Source organism: Pseudomonas mangiferae (assembly GCF_007109405.1).
Classification (GTDB): domain Bacteria; phylum Pseudomonadota; class Gammaproteobacteria; order Pseudomonadales; family Pseudomonadaceae; genus Pseudomonas_T; species Pseudomonas_T mangiferae.
Genome location: NZ_VJOY01000012.1, coordinates 1 through 12,740 on the forward strand (window position 1 = coordinate 1; position 12,740 = coordinate 12,740).

The window sequence follows — 12,740 nt, forward strand, 5'->3', positions numbered from 1 at the left end:
GGGGCTGGCGCGGCGAGCGGGGCCGGGGGGACGACGGCCAGGGTCGTCATGCGCGGCTCCCGGCCAGGGCGGCGCGGATGAGAGGAGGGGTAGGGCGCAAGGGATTCATCACGGGACTCCAGTGAAGGTCCCGGCCACCTTAGGCGGTGGCATTGCTGACGAAAACTTACTTACCGGAAGGCCTATGCTGCGCCGAACGCAACGGTTCCAGGCACGGCCTCAGAGGCTGTGGCGGTCGCAGAAGGCCTTGAGGGTCTGCCGCAGCCAGCGGTGCGCGGGGTCGTTGTCGAAGCGCGGGTGCCAGGCCTGCATGATCGCCACCGGCTCCAGGGCCACGGGCAGGCGGAACGAGCGCAGCGGCAGGCCCAGCCGCGCCACGCTCACCAGCAGGTGTTCGGGCAGGGACAGCAGCAGGTCGGATTCCGGCAGGGAGAACATCGCCGAGTGGAAGTTGGGGGTGATCAGCGCCACCCGCCGCTGCAGACCCAGGTCCGCCAGGGCCTGGTCGATGGGGCCGTGGGCCCGGCCACGGCGGGACACGCTGATGGCCTCGTAGGCGGCGAAGCGCCGCGGCGTGATCTCTTCGTCGAACAGCGGGTGGTCGGCCCGGGCCAGGCCGACGATGGTGGTGGCGAACAGGCTCTGGATCTTGATCTCCGGGCCGAGCTCGCGGGTCGCGCTGATGTACAGGTCCAGGCGGCCCTCCCGCAGCGCCTCGTCGTCGTCGCCGCCTTCTCCCTCGGGAACGAAGCGCAGCACCGTGCGCGGCGCTTCCTGGCGCAGGACGTTGAGCAACTGGGCGCCGAAGGGCGCGATGAACACGTCGTTGGCCCGCAGGTTGAAGGAGCGCTCCAGGGACTTCAGGTCCACCTCGTCCTGGCAGTTGAAGACCTGCCCGGCCTGCTCGACGACCCGGCGCACCTGGTCGCGCAGGGCCAGGGCGCGGGGCGTGGGCACCAGGCCGCGACCGGCGCGCACCAGGATCGGGTCGCCCACCGCCTCGCGGATGCGGGTCAGGGTCCGGCTCATGGCGGCGGCGCTGAGGTTCATGCGGCGGGCGGCGCCCACCACGCTGCCTTCGTCCAGCAGCGCATCCAGCGCCACCAGCAGGTTCAAATCCGGGATGCGCATCGGTCCTGCCCGTTCCGCGAGTGAGAGCGCAGGGATCTTAGGGGCTGCCCGGCGCGCCGTCGAGGGAGGGGGCGGTCGCGCCAGGCCCCGGGTGGTGGTCCGTGCGCGGTGCGCAACGAATCATTGCGCCCGGGGGCCTTCCCCGTCGGCGGCCCCGGGCCAACCATGGGCGCCTTCTCCCCGACCGGACCCCCGCCATGCACCGCCCGATCCTGATCGCCATCGATGGCGCACCCCACAGCCGAACGCTGCTCGACGCCGCCGTGGGCATTGCCCGTCCCGACCGCCACGTCCTGCATGTACTGATGGCGGTGGACGTGGCCTATGCCCTGCCGCGGGAGGGCGCCTTCGAGCGGCGCGAATACCCCGCCGCCAGCGAGGAAGACCGGCATGCCCGGCACGCCCTGGTGGTGGCCTTGGCGCACCTGCACGCCCTGGGCTTCACGGCGGACGGCGCCCTGGTGGCCGGCGACCCGGCCCCGGTGATCCTCGCCGAGGCCCGGCGCATCGACTGCGAGCTGATCGTCATGGGCCACCGCCACCTGTCCCGCTTCGGCCGGCTGCTGGACCCGTCCATCAGCGCCGAGGTGCTGGACCACAGCCCCTGCCCGGTGCTGGTCGCCCGCTGCCCGGCCTGAGGGCGGGCGATGGTCGGCTCGTCCTCGTGCTTGTGCCGAGCGCTCCGGCCCGGCTCGTCCTGGCGCACGATGGTTCGAGACAGCCCCCCCTCGCTCCGGCTAGGCTGTGCGACTTCCAAGGAGTCGTCATGTCCCGTTCCCACGAAGTCCTGCGCGGTGCCCGCGACACGGTGCCGATGATCCTCGGCGCCATTCCCTTCGGCATCCTCTTCGGTACCCTGGCCGGCGCCTCCGGGCTGTCGCCGGCCCTGACCATGGCCATGTCCCTGCTGGTCTACGCCGGGTCGGCGCAATTCATCGCCGTCACCCTGCTGGCGGGCGGCGCCGGCCTGGCGGTGCTGCTGCTGACCACCTTCGTGGTCAACCTGCGCCACGCCTTGTACAGCGCCACCCTGCAACCCTTCGTGCGCCACCTGCCGGCCCGCTGGCGGCTGCCCCTGGCCTTCTGGCTCACCGACGAGACCTTCGCCGTGGTCCAGCACCGCTATGCCGAGCGGGACGCCTCGCCGTACCGCCACTGGTACTTCCTCGGCTCCTGTCTGGCGATGTACGGCAACTGGCAGCTGTGCACCGCCATCGGCCTCGCATTCGGCCGGGCGGTACCCGACCTGGCCGCCTGGGGCCTGGACTTCGCCATGCTGGCCACCTTCATCGGCATCGTCGTGCCGATGCTGCGCAACCGACCCCAGGTGGCGGCGGCCGTGGCCGCCGGGCTGACTGCCCTGGCCTGCCAGGGCCTGCCGTACAAGCTGGGGCTGATGGCCGCGGCGCTGGTGGGCATCGTGGTGGGGGTGCTGCTGGAGCGGCGGCAAGCCGTGGAACCGCTGGGAGAGGGCGCCTGATGGACCCGATCGTGCTGATCCTCGGCATGGCGGCGATCACCTTCGCCATCCGCTACAGCCTGTTCGCCTGGCCGGACCTGCGCTTCCCGCCCCTGGTGAAGCAGGGCCTGCACTATGTGCCGACCGCCGTGCTGACCGCCATCGTGGTGCCCGGCATGCTGCTGCCGGACGGCCGCCACTGGGCCCTGGCCTGGGACAACGCCTACCTGCTGGCGGGGCTGGCGACCGTGCTGATCGCCGCGCTGACCCGGCATTTGCTGGCGACCATCGCCGGCGGGCTCGCCTGTTTCTTCCTGCTGCGCTGGGCCTTCGGCCAGCTGCCGCTGTGAATCCGACGGGAAAATAGCGGAAAACCCGGCAATTCCGTGGCGCGGGTGTGGCGTGGCGGGGTCGTTGTGCAGTCCAATGCGGGACGGCCGGCTCCGGCCTCCACCCACTCAGGTCTTCGGGGAATCATGAGCACCCACTCGCAGTTCGCCCTGCTGGGCAAGAAGCGTTTCCTGCCGTTCTTCGTCACGCAGCTGTTCGGCGCCTTCAACGACAACATCTTCAAGCAGTCGCTGATCCTCGCCATCCTCTACAAGCTCGCGCTCTCCGCCGACACCGATCGGGGCATGCTGGTCAACCTCTGCGCGCTGCTGTTCATCCTGCCGTTCTTCCTGTTCTCCGCCCTGGGCGGGCAGGTGGGCGAGAAGTTCGCCAAGCACTCGCTGATCCGCGCCATCAAGCTGGCGGAGATCGGCATCATGCTGGTGGGCGCGGTGGGCTTCATCGGTGGACACCTGCCGCTCTTGTACCTGGCGCTGTTCGCCATGGGCACCCACTCGGCGCTGTTCGGCCCGGTGAAATACTCGATCCTGCCCCAGGCGCTGCGCCCCGCGGAACTGGTGGGCGGCAACGCCCTGGTGGAGATGGGCACCTTCCTGGCGATCCTCGCCGGGACCATCGGTGCCGGGGTGATGATGAGCCGCGACGGCTACGCGCCCCTGGTGTCCGGCGCCATCGTGCTGGTGGCGATCGCCGGCTACCTGTGCAGCCGGGCGATCCCGCCGGCCAGCGCCGCGCTGCCGGGGCTGCGGCTGGACTGGAACATCTTCCGCCAGTCGTGGGTGATCCTGCGCCTCGGCCTGGGCCAGCGTCCGTCGGTGTCCCGTTCCCTGGTGGGCAACTCCTGGTTCTGGTTCCTCGGCGCCATCTACCTGACCCAGATCCCGGCCTATGCCAAGGGCGTGCTGGGCGGCGACGAGAGCGTGGTGACGCTGATCCTCACGGTGTTCTCGGTGGGCATCGCCCTGGGCTCGATGCTCTGCGAGCGACTGTCCGGCGGCAAGGTGGAGATCGGCCTGGTACCGTTCGGCTCCATCGGCCTGACGGTCTTCGGCATCCTGCTCTGGTGGCATTCCGGGGGCTTCCCGCCAGCGGTAGGCGCCGACGTCCACGACTGGCTGGCGGTGCTGCGGCAGCCCCAGGCTTGGCTGATCCTCGGCGACATCCTCGGCATCGGCCTGTTCGGCGGCTTCTACATCGTCCCGCTGTACGCGCTGATCCAGTCGCGCACGGCGGAAAGCGAGCGGGCCCGGGTGATCGCCGCCAACAACATCCTCAACGCGCTGTTCATGGTGGTGTCGGCCCTGACCTCGATCCTCTTCCTCAGCGTGGCGGGGCTGTCGATCCCGCAGCTGTTCCTGGTGGCGTCGCTGATGAACGTCGCGGTGAACAGCTACATCTTCAAGATCGTGCCCGAGTTCGGCATGCGCTTCCTGATCTGGCTGCTGGGCCACTCCCTGTACCGGGTGGAGCACCGCGGCCTGGACGTCATCCCCGACGAGGGCCCGGCGGTGCTGGTGTGCAACCACGTGTCCTTCGTCGACGCGCTGCTGGTGGGCGGCGCGGTGCGCCGGCCGGTGCGCTTCGTCATGTACTACAAGATCTACGACCTGCCGGTGCTGAACTTCGTCTTCCGCACCGCGGGCACCGTGCCCATCGCCGCGCGCCACGAAGACCTGCTGATCTACGACCAGGCGTTCAAGCGGATCGCCGAGTACCTGCGCAACGGCGAGGTGGTGTGCATCTTCCCCGAGGGCAAGCTGACCGCCGACGGTGAGCTGAACGAATTCCGCAACGGCATCGAGCGCATCCTCCAGGAAACCCCGGTGCCGGTGATCCCCATGGCGCTGCAGGGCCTGTGGGGCAGCTTCTTCAGCCGCGACCCGAAGAAGCGCCTGTTCCGGCGCATCTGGTCGCGGGTCAACCTGGTGGCCGGCCCCGCCCTGGCCCCCGAGCAGGCGGACCGCCATCTGCTGCAAGCCCAGGTAACCGCGCTGCGGGGCGACCGCCGCTGAGGCCGCGCCCATGAAAAAACCCACCGATCGGCGGGTTTTTTCATTTGCAGCAGGTCAGTGGCTGAGCTTGAGGCCCAGCAACCCGCAGACGATCAGCGCCACGCTGATGATCCGCATCCAGGCCATGGACTCGCCGAACAGGATGATCCCGGCGATCACCGTGCCCACCGCGCCGATGCCGGTCCACACCGCATAGGCAGTGCCCAGGGGCAGGTGGCGCATGGCGAGGCCCAGCAGGCCGAGGCTCGCCGCCATGGCGGCGACGGTGAGGACGGTGGGCAGCGGACGGCTGAAGCCTTCCGTGAATTTCAGGCCGACGGCCCAGCCGACTTCGAACAGGCCGGCGAAGAACAACAGGATCCAGGACATTCTCGACTCCTAGGGAGGGTAGTGGGGTCGTCCCCGGATAGGTCGTCACGGCGGGGTCGTCCCCGCCGCCATTCCCGTCACCGTCGGCATCGCCGCGCGGTCAGGCTTCCTGGGAAGCCGGGGCTTCGTCAGAGGCCCTGGGGAATCTCCTCGCCGCCGAGCGCCTCGAACAGCGCCGGCAGGAATTCCACGAAGGTCAGCATCATCAGGGTGAAGCTGGCGTCCTGCTGGCCGAGGGCATCCTCGCCGCCGTCCTGCTCGGCCTGCTCCTGCAGCAGGTCCTCGAAGCGCAGGCGCTTGACCACCAGCTTGTCGTCCAGCACGAAGGACAGCTTGTCCTGCCAGGCCACGGCCAGCTGGGTCACCAGCTTGCCGGCGTTCAGGTGCAGCTGGATCTCGTCGCTGGCCAGGTCCTGGCGCTTGCAGCGCACCACGCCGCCGTCCTCGTGGGTGTCGCGCAGCTCGCACTCGTCCAGCACGTGGAAATCGGCGGCGGCCTGCTGGGTCTTCAGCCACTCGGTGAGGGTGGCGGTGGGGGCGATCTTCACCGACAGCGGCCGCACCGGTAGCGAGCCGATGGCCTCGCGCAGGGTGGACAGCAGGTCCTCGGCGCGCTTCGGGCTGGAGGCGTCCACCAGGATCAGGCCCTGGGCCGGGGCGATGGCGGCGAAGGTGGTGCCGCGGCGGATGAACGCCCGGGGCAGGAAGGCCTGGACGATCTCGTCCTTGATCTGGTCGCGTTCCTTCTTGTAGACCTTGCGCATCTGCTCGGCCTCGATCTCGTCCACCTTCTCCTTGACGGCGTCACGGACCACGCTTCCCGGCAGAATGCGCTCTTCCTTGCGCGCGGCGATCAGCAGGAAGCCCTGGCTGGCATGGACCAGCGGTGCGTCGGCGCCCTTGCCGAAGGGGGCGACGAAGCCATAGGTGGTCAGCTCCTGGCTGGCGCACGGACGGGCCGGCTTGGCGGCCAGCGCGGTCGCCAGCGCTTCGGGCTCGAAAGCGACGTCCTGGGTGAGGCGGTAGACCAGAAGATTGCGGAACCACATGAGGGAAAGCTCTCCAAACGCAAAGGGCGCATTATTCTCCCCTCCACGGTCGAGGCCAAGCCTGCGCTAAGCCTTTGGAACACCTGAAAAATTTTTTTTGAAAAGGGGGTTGCCAGAGTGGGGGCGGCTCTCTAGAATGCGCACCACTTCGAGAGCGAAGGGTGATTAGCTCAGCCGGGAGAGCATCTGCCTTACAAGCAGAGGGTCGGCGGTTCGATCCCGTCATCACCCACCATCTCGCCTTCGAGGTTACGCGCAGCGGTAGTTCAGTCGGTTAGAATACCGGCCTGTCACGCCGGGGGTCGCGGGTTCGAGTCCCGTCCGCTGCGCCATATTCGCTTCCTGGGTCCACTGAACGCCCGGAAGCCTCGAGAAAGCGGCCGAAAGGCCGCTTTTTTCGTTTCTGCGTTTCCTTTCCTTTTCTTTTCTTTCTTTCTTTTCTCGAGCCTGCTGGCTGTTCGTTGCCCGCGATGTGCGATAGGTCTCCTCCTTTTCGCCCGTTGTTCAACGGTGGGCACCCAGGGCCGGCATGAGACTCCGCGGGTCGATGCGCCGCAGGCGCTGAAGCGCCCGCACCCGGGCGCCCCAGATGAAGCACGATACCGGCCTGACCTCCCACCACTGGCGGTTGCAGGTACGGGTCGACGAAGCCGTGTGCCGCCTGGCCAAGGGCGCTTCGGTAGGGGAGGTGGTGCGCCGCCGGGCTCTCGCAGCGCCAGCGCCTTTGTCTGCATGTTCCGCCTACCGGCACAGCCCCGGCCACTCCTTGGACTGGGCGAGTCGGGGCGCCTGGCCAGGCGCGAGCGAAAGTGGGCATCGCCGGGTTTTCCGAGTGAAACGGGAACCGGGCACAAATTAGGTTTGTCGGCTAATTGTTGGTATGTCATCTATTGCGCTATCCTGCGCGGCATGCCTACCGACTCCCATGCGCTCCATCTCGCCTTTGGCCCGGCGGTCGCCCAACTGGCCCGCCAGTGGCGCCGGGTGATCGATCGCCAACTACAACCCCTCGGCTTGACCGAGGCCACCTGGCTCTCGCTGCTGCACCTGTCCCGGGCGCCTGCGCCGCTGCGGCAGAAGGAGCTGGCGTTCTCCCTCTCCCTGGACAGCTCCTCGGTGGTCCGCCTGCTGGATGCCCTGGAGGGCGCCGGCTACATCGAGCGCCTGGAGGCCATGGACCGCCGGGCCAAGACCATCCACCTCACCGCGCCGGGCCGCGCCCTGGTGGAACAGGTGGAAGGGATCGTCGCCGAGGCCCGGGCGCGAATGCTGGCCGAGGTCGCGGACGCCGAGCTGGCCGCCGCGCTGGCGGTGCTGACGAAGGTCTCCGCCACCCTGGCGACCCTGCTGGAGCCCCAGCCGTGAAACGCCTGCGGGCCAGGGCGAGCGGCCGGTGACGCGCACCCGCCCACCCCTCTGGCTGCTGGTGCTGGTCACCATGAGCGGCACCCTGGCCATGCACATGTTCGTCCCCGCGCTGCCCTACGCCGCCCGCGACCTGAGTGCCAGCGTCGGGCAGACGCAAATGACCATCAGCCTGTACATCATCGGCCTGGCCATCGGTCAACTGTTCTATGGCCCGCTGTCGGACGCCCTGGGCCGCCGGCCGATGCTGATGGTCGGCCTGTCCCTCTACACCCTGTCCGGGATCGCCGCGGTCTTTGCCTTCAACCTGCACATGCTGGTGGCGGCGCGGCTGTTCCAGGCCCTCGGCGGCTGTGCCGGCCTGGCCCTGGGGCGGGCCATCGTCCGCGACACGGCGGACGCAGAGCGGGTGGTCAGCCAGCTGGCGCTGATGAACCTGATGATGATGATGGGCCCGGGCCTGGCGCCGATGCTGGGCAGCGCCGTCGCCGACGCCTTGGGCTGGCGGGCGGTGTTCGGTGTATTGGCGGCCCTGGGGGCGCTGGCGCTGTTCTCGGCGCTGCGCCTGCTGCCGGAGACCGGCCAGCCCAGCGGCCGTTTCAGCGCCGGCATCCTGCTGCGGGACTACCGGGCGCTGCTGGGCTCGGCGCGCTTCGTCGGTTTCGCGCTGGGCGGCGGCGTGGCCACCACCTCGGTTTACGCCTTCATCGCCTCGGCGCCGTTCATCTTCGTCGAGCAACTGCACCGGCCGCTCCACGAGGTGGGCTACTACCTGGGCCTGATGATCTTCGGCATGTCCGTGGGCAATGCCCTGACCAGCCGACTGATCCGCCGGGTGTCCCTGGATCGCCTGCTGCTGGGCGGCAACCTGCTCAGCCTGTGCAGCGCGGTGGCCCTGCTGCTGCTGGCGGTGGACGGCCGGTTGAGCGTCGCCGGCGTAGTGGGGCTGATGTTCCTCTTCACCTGCGGCGTGGGCTTCACCGGCCCCGCGGCCCTGACCCGGGCCTTGGGCAGCGACCCGCGGCTGGTGGGCTCCGCGGCCGGCCTGTACGGCTTCACCCAGATGATGTGCGGTGCCATCAGCACCTCGTTCGCCAGCTTGGGGAGCGATGCCGCGGTGTCCGCCAGCGCGGTGCTGGCCGGCGCGGTGGCGCTGGGTCAGCTGGGGTTCTGGCTGTCGATCCGGCGGGAGCGGGCGTTCTCTTCCGAATAGTGGCCTGCGCGGCGCTTCAGAGCAGCACGCCGTCCTCGGCCTGGGGCGGGGCCGGCGCCGGTTCTTCCAGTAGCTCTAGCACGGAAATCTCCAGGGTGCGGCACAGGGCGTTCAGCGGCAGGTCGTTGGGCTGGGTGTCGAACGGGTCGGAGATCTGGTCGCCCAGGGCGTCCAGGCCGAAGAAGGTGTAGGCCAGCACCCCCACGGCGAAGGGGGTGAACGCGCCGATGCTGTTCACCAGGCAGAACGGCAGCAGGAAGCAGTAGATGTGCACCACCCGGTGCAGCATGAGGATGTAGGGGTAGGGGATCGGCGTGTAGGCGATCCGCTCGCAGCCGGCCAGCACGTAGGACAGCCGGGTCAGCTGCTGGTCCATCTCCACCTGCACGATATCGCTGGTGCCCGCCTGCTGGGCCCGATCCACCACCCGTTTTCCCAGCAGCCCCAACAGCGCGTTGGGCAGGTTCTGCTTGCCTTCCAGGGTAGCCGCGGCTTCCGGGTCCAGCAGGCGCGCCACGTCGTCGCTGGAGGGCTCGCGGCGCAGGTGGTCGCGCAGGGCATAACCGAAGCCGATCAGGGTATGGGCCAGGGCCAGCCGCTCGCTCCTGGCCAGGCCGGGCATGAAGCTGACCAGTTGGCGGGTGAGGTTGCGGCTGACAATCAGCAGCTCGCCCCACAGGGTGCGGGCCTCCCAGAAACGCTGGTAGGCCACGGTGTTGCGAAAGCCGAGGAAGATCGCCAGGGTCAGGCCCCAGAGGGTGAAGGGGGTGGCGGTGAGCACTACCTTGTAGTGGTAGAGGGTGCCGTGGGTCGCCACCACCACGGTGCTGATGAACATGGTGAACAGCACCTTGCGCCAGATGACCGGGATGATCGACCCCTTGAGGGAAAACAGGAGGACCCAGACGGAGGGATTCTGCGGGCGCGTGATCATGGCGAGGGCTCGGCTGGCGGGACACGGGACCGGCGGCGAGGCGCCGGGGGCGGGGAGTATACCGCGCCGCGCCTCTCAGCCGGCGGCCAGCGGCGGCAGCCGTCGGGCGATGGGAGTGGTCTTGACGATGGCAGTGTGGGTCTCGGCCAGGCTGGCGAGGCTGTCCAGTATCTGGTCCAGCTGCTCCAGGGAACGCACCAGCAGGCGGGCGATGAAGCAGTCCTCGCCGGTGACCTTGTCGCACTCGGTGAACTGCGGGATGCCGCGCAGCGCCCGCTCCACCTCGTGCAGCCGGCCCGGCAGCGGCTTGATCCGCACGATGGCCTGGAGCTGGTAGCCCAGCGCCCGGGGGTCGACGACGGCGCTGTAGCCGGTGACGACCCCACGTTCCTCCAGCCGCCGCAGGCGCTCCGCCACGCTGGGCGCGGACAGCCCGCATTGCGCGGCGAGAGTCTTGAGGGCGCTGCGAGCATCCGCGGTCAGCGCCGCCACCAGGGTCTGATCGATGGGGTCCAGCTCCATATGCATGTCCTGAAAAGGCGAATTGGGAGAAATGCCTGAAAAACGAAGGCGAGGCTCCAGGTTAGCCTTGCCCATTCCCTGGAACAAGCCGCTGTCAGGGCGTCATGCTGTAGCCCTGACCGACCCAGGAGGATTCCATGGATACCCAGGTGAAGCGCGGCTCGCTGGAAATGATCGCCGCCATGACGATTTCCGGGACCATCGGCTGGTGCGTGGTGGGTTCGGGCCAGCCGGTGTTGGCGGTGGTGTTCTGGCGCTGCCTGTTCGGCGCCGGCGCGCTGCTGCTGGTGTGCGCGGCCCTGGGCCTGCTGCGCCGGCTCGACCGGCGTACCCTGGCCCTGGCCGCCGCCAGCGGGGCGGCCATCGTCGGCAACTGGCTGCTGCTGTTCGCCGCCTACCGGCACGCCTCCATCGGCGTCAGTACCGCTGTCTACAACACCCAGCCGTTCATGCTGGTGCTGCTGGGGGCACTGGTGCTGAAGGAGCGCCTGGAGGGGCTGAAGCTGGCCTGGCTGGGACTGTCGTTCCTCGGCATGCTGGCGATCGTCAGTGTCCATGGCGGCAGCGCCTCGCCCGGGGGGCACTACCTGCTGGGTATTGCCCTGGCGCTGGGGGCGGCGGCGCTGTACGCGCTGGCCGCGCTGGTGGTGAAGCGCCTGAGCGGGACGCCGCCGCACCTGATCGCGCTGATCCAGGTGCTCACCGGCATCCTCCTGCTGGCGCCCTTCGTGGCCTTTCAGCCCTTGCCCCGGGGCCCGGTCGCCTGGGGTCTGCTGGGGCTGTTGGGAGTGGTGCACACCGGGCTGATGTACATCCTGCTCTACGGCGCCATCCAGCGCCTGCCCACGGTGCTGGTCGGCTCCCTGGGGTTCATCTACCCCATCGTCGCGATCCTGGTGGACGGGATCGCCTTCGGCCACCGTCTGCTGCCGGTGCAGTGGGTCGGCGCGGCGGCGATCCTGCTGGCCGCCGCTGGCCTGCAGCTGGGCTGGGGCCGGCACGGCTGGGAGGCCTGGCGGGCTCGGGCGAAGCGGCGCTCGGCCTGAGGCCGCCCTCCGTCCGGCCAAGCGAACGGCGCCGGCGGGCCCCGGTCAGCTGTCCAGAGCACCCCGCGACGACGGGGTGGCCGCCCCACCGACCGAGATCGCCCCATGAGCCCGATGTCCCCGAACCCACCGCTGCCGTTCGAGCCTGCCTTCGAGCAGGTCGCCGATGACGAGGCCGAAACCGCTAATGCACTCGTCGAGACGATGCACACCATCCTCGAAACCACCCTGCAGGACTATGGCCATCCGGTGCGCGCCGTGCACGCCAAGGCCCACGGCCTGCTGCACGGCGAACTCGAGGTGCTGGAGGACCTGCCGCCGGCCCTGGCCCAGGGTGCCTTCGCCCGGCCGCGGCGCCTGCCGGTGGCGCTGCGCTTTTCCACCAACCCGGGCGACCTGCTGGACGACCGGGTGTCCACGCCGCGGGGCCTGGCCATCAAGCTGATCGGCGTGGAAGGCGAGCGGCTGCCGGGCAGCGAGGGCGATGTCACCCAGGATTTCGTCCTGCAGAACGCCAAGGCCTTCACCGCCCCCGACCCCAAGCAGTTCCTCAAGACCCTGAAGCTGCTGGCCAGGACCACCGACAAGGCACCGGGGCTGAAGCGCGCGCTGTCCACCGTGCTGCGGGGCGTGGAGACGGCAGTGGAGGCCCTGGGCGGCGAGAGCGGCACCCTCAAGAGCCTGGGCGGCCATCCGATCCGCAACCCCCTGGGGGAGACTTACTACAGCGTGGTGCCGCTGCTCTATGGCCGGTACTTCGCCAAGCTCAGCGTGGCGCCGGTGTCCCCGCAACTGACCGCCCTGAGCGGACAGCCCCTGGACCTGGAGGATGACCCGGATGGCCTGCGCGCCGCGCTGCGGCGCTTTTTCGCCGAGCATGACGGCATCTGGGAAATCCGTGTGCAGCTGGCCACCGACCTCGAACGGATGCCCATCGAGGACGCCTCGGTGGAGTGGCCGGAAGACCTCAGCCCCTACGTCGCGGTGGCGCGCCTGCGGGTGCCGCGGCAGGCGGCCTGGTCGGACGCCCGCCAGGCGCAGATCGACCAGGGCATGGCTTTCAGCCCCTGGCATGGCCTGGCCGCCCATCGCCCGTTGGGCGGGATCATGCGGGTGCGCAAACCTGCTTATGAGCATTCCTCGGCCTTCCGCGCCCGCCACGGCGGGTGCCCGCTGCACGAGCCGCGGGACTTGGAGCGTCGCTGACCCGCGCCCGGTGCCAGCGACGCCTGGCAGGGGCCGGGAGGTCGCTGCGCACCGTCAGGCGCCGCGCCTTAGCGGGAATGGCA

At 69.4% G+C, this 12,740-nt stretch carries 13 protein-coding genes and 2 tRNA genes; 10 read left to right on the forward strand and 5 right to left on the reverse strand.

All coding sequences use genetic code 11. From position 1 onward, the window contains the following. Nucleotides 1–219: 219 nt before the first annotated feature. The gene (locus FM069_RS15970; protein ID WP_143489371.1) at nt 220–1,131 is read right to left on the reverse strand and encodes a LysR family transcriptional regulator; all 912 of its coding nucleotides are present in this window, start codon (nt 1,129–1,131) and stop codon (nt 220–222) included. 197 nt (nt 1,132–1,328) lie between these two features. On the opposite strand from FM069_RS15970, the gene FM069_RS15975 reads away from it, so the two are divergent. The 4 genes from FM069_RS15975 to FM069_RS15990 all read left to right on the forward strand — a co-directional run bounded on the left by FM069_RS15975 (nt 1,329) and on the right by FM069_RS15990 (nt 4,953). Beyond that, nucleotides 1,329–1,769 (forward strand): universal stress protein, encoded by a 441-nt coding sequence (locus FM069_RS15975; RefSeq protein ID WP_143489372.1) that lies wholly within the window; start codon nt 1,329–1,331, stop codon nt 1,767–1,769. Between the two features lie 128 nt (nt 1,770–1,897). After that, nucleotides 1,898–2,611, forward strand: coding sequence for an AzlC family ABC transporter permease (locus tag FM069_RS15980; protein WP_143489373.1), 714 nt, complete (start codon nt 1,898–1,900; stop codon nt 2,609–2,611). Then, a complete protein-coding gene (locus tag FM069_RS15985; protein ID WP_143489374.1) occupies nt 2,611–2,940 on the forward strand; it encodes an AzlD domain-containing protein in 330 nt (109 codons plus the stop codon). The genes FM069_RS15980 and FM069_RS15985 overlap by 1 nt, the downstream gene beginning before the upstream one ends. Nucleotides 2,941–3,066: 126 nt before the next feature. Next, the gene (locus FM069_RS15990) at nt 3,067–4,953 is read left to right on the forward strand and encodes an MFS transporter (RefSeq protein WP_143489375.1); all 1,887 of its coding nucleotides are present in this window, start codon (nt 3,067–3,069) and stop codon (nt 4,951–4,953) included. Between the two features lie 54 nt (nt 4,954–5,007). Here the strand turns inward: FM069_RS15990 and sugE are convergent, their stop codons facing one another. Continuing rightward, nucleotides 5,008–5,322 (reverse strand): quaternary ammonium compound efflux SMR transporter SugE, encoded by a 315-nt coding sequence (gene sugE, locus FM069_RS15995; RefSeq protein WP_143489376.1) that lies wholly within the window; start codon nt 5,320–5,322, stop codon nt 5,008–5,010. Between the two features lie 128 nt (nt 5,323–5,450). Beyond that, entirely contained in the window at nt 5,451–6,371 is a 921-nt protein-coding gene (gene rdgC, locus FM069_RS16000) for a recombination-associated protein RdgC (RefSeq protein ID WP_143489377.1), read from the reverse strand. Between the two features lie 159 nt (nt 6,372–6,530). Here rdgC and FM069_RS16005 point away from each other — a divergent pair. The 4 genes from FM069_RS16005 to FM069_RS16020 all read left to right on the forward strand — a co-directional run bounded on the left by FM069_RS16005 (nt 6,531) and on the right by FM069_RS16020 (nt 8,949). Further along, nucleotides 6,531–6,606: transfer RNA gene (locus FM069_RS16005), tRNA-Val, on the forward strand. Nucleotides 6,607–6,626: 20 nt separating this feature from the next. Beyond that, nucleotides 6,627–6,703, forward strand: a tRNA-Asp gene (locus FM069_RS16010). A gap of 577 nt (nt 6,704–7,280) precedes the next feature. Next, on the forward strand, nt 7,281–7,736 hold the full coding sequence (locus FM069_RS16015; RefSeq protein WP_178106779.1) for a MarR family transcriptional regulator: 456 nt from the start codon (nt 7,281–7,283) through the stop codon (nt 7,734–7,736). 28 nt (nt 7,737–7,764) lie between these two features. Then, the gene (locus tag FM069_RS16020; protein ID WP_233282063.1) at nt 7,765–8,949 is read left to right on the forward strand and encodes a multidrug effflux MFS transporter; all 1,185 of its coding nucleotides are present in this window, start codon (nt 7,765–7,767) and stop codon (nt 8,947–8,949) included. A gap of 16 nt (nt 8,950–8,965) precedes the next feature. On the opposite strand, the gene FM069_RS16025 is transcribed toward FM069_RS16020, so the two are convergent. Both FM069_RS16025 and FM069_RS16030 read right to left on the reverse strand, forming a co-directional pair. Further along, on the reverse strand, nt 8,966–9,883 hold the full coding sequence (locus FM069_RS16025) for a bestrophin family protein (RefSeq protein WP_143489379.1): 918 nt from the start codon (nt 9,881–9,883) through the stop codon (nt 8,966–8,968). A gap of 75 nt (nt 9,884–9,958) precedes the next feature. Further along, entirely contained in the window at nt 9,959–10,405 is a 447-nt protein-coding gene (locus FM069_RS16030; RefSeq protein ID WP_143489380.1) for an Lrp/AsnC family transcriptional regulator, read from the reverse strand. Nucleotides 10,406–10,542: 137 nt separating this feature from the next. Between FM069_RS16030 and FM069_RS16035 the strand changes: the two genes are divergently transcribed. Both FM069_RS16035 and FM069_RS16040 read left to right on the forward strand, forming a co-directional pair. Next, complete coding sequence (locus FM069_RS16035; protein WP_143489381.1) at nt 10,543–11,451, forward strand: DMT family transporter; 909 nt, start codon at nt 10,543–10,545, stop codon at nt 11,449–11,451. Nucleotides 11,452–11,556: 105 nt separating this feature from the next. Continuing rightward, nucleotides 11,557–12,657, forward strand: coding sequence for a catalase family protein (locus FM069_RS16040; protein WP_233282064.1), 1,101 nt, complete (start codon nt 11,557–11,559; stop codon nt 12,655–12,657). Nucleotides 12,658–12,740: the final 83 nt, after the last annotated feature.

Bases quoted from the DNA above. Each gene is read 5' to 3' on its own strand.
- FM069_RS15970 (WP_143489371.1), bottom strand. From the start codon at position 1,131: ATGCGCATCCCGGATTTGAACCTGCTGGTGGCGCTGGATGCGCTGCTG.
- FM069_RS15975 (WP_143489372.1), top strand. From the start codon at position 1,329: ATGCACCGCCCGATCCTGATCGCCATCGATGGCGCACCCCACAGCCGA.
- FM069_RS15980 (WP_143489373.1), top strand. From the start codon at position 1,898: ATGTCCCGTTCCCACGAAGTCCTGCGCGGTGCCCGCGACACGGTGCCG.
- FM069_RS15985 (WP_143489374.1), top strand. From the start codon at position 2,611: ATGGACCCGATCGTGCTGATCCTCGGCATGGCGGCGATCACCTTCGCC.
- FM069_RS15990 (WP_143489375.1), top strand. From the start codon at position 3,067: ATGAGCACCCACTCGCAGTTCGCCCTGCTGGGCAAGAAGCGTTTCCTG.
- sugE (WP_143489376.1), bottom strand. From the start codon at position 5,322: ATGTCCTGGATCCTGTTGTTCTTCGCCGGCCTGTTCGAAGTCGGCTGG.
- rdgC (WP_143489377.1), bottom strand. From the start codon at position 6,371: ATGTGGTTCCGCAATCTTCTGGTCTACCGCCTCACCCAGGACGTCGCT.
- FM069_RS16015 (WP_178106779.1), top strand. From the start codon at position 7,281: ATGCCTACCGACTCCCATGCGCTCCATCTCGCCTTTGGCCCGGCGGTC.
- FM069_RS16025 (WP_143489379.1), bottom strand. From the start codon at position 9,883: ATGATCACGCGCCCGCAGAATCCCTCCGTCTGGGTCCTCCTGTTTTCC.
- FM069_RS16030 (WP_143489380.1), bottom strand. From the start codon at position 10,405: ATGGAGCTGGACCCCATCGATCAGACCCTGGTGGCGGCGCTGACCGCG.
- FM069_RS16035 (WP_143489381.1), top strand. From the start codon at position 10,543: ATGGATACCCAGGTGAAGCGCGGCTCGCTGGAAATGATCGCCGCCATG.
- FM069_RS16040 (WP_233282064.1), top strand. From the start codon at position 11,557: ATGAGCCCGATGTCCCCGAACCCACCGCTGCCGTTCGAGCCTGCCTTC.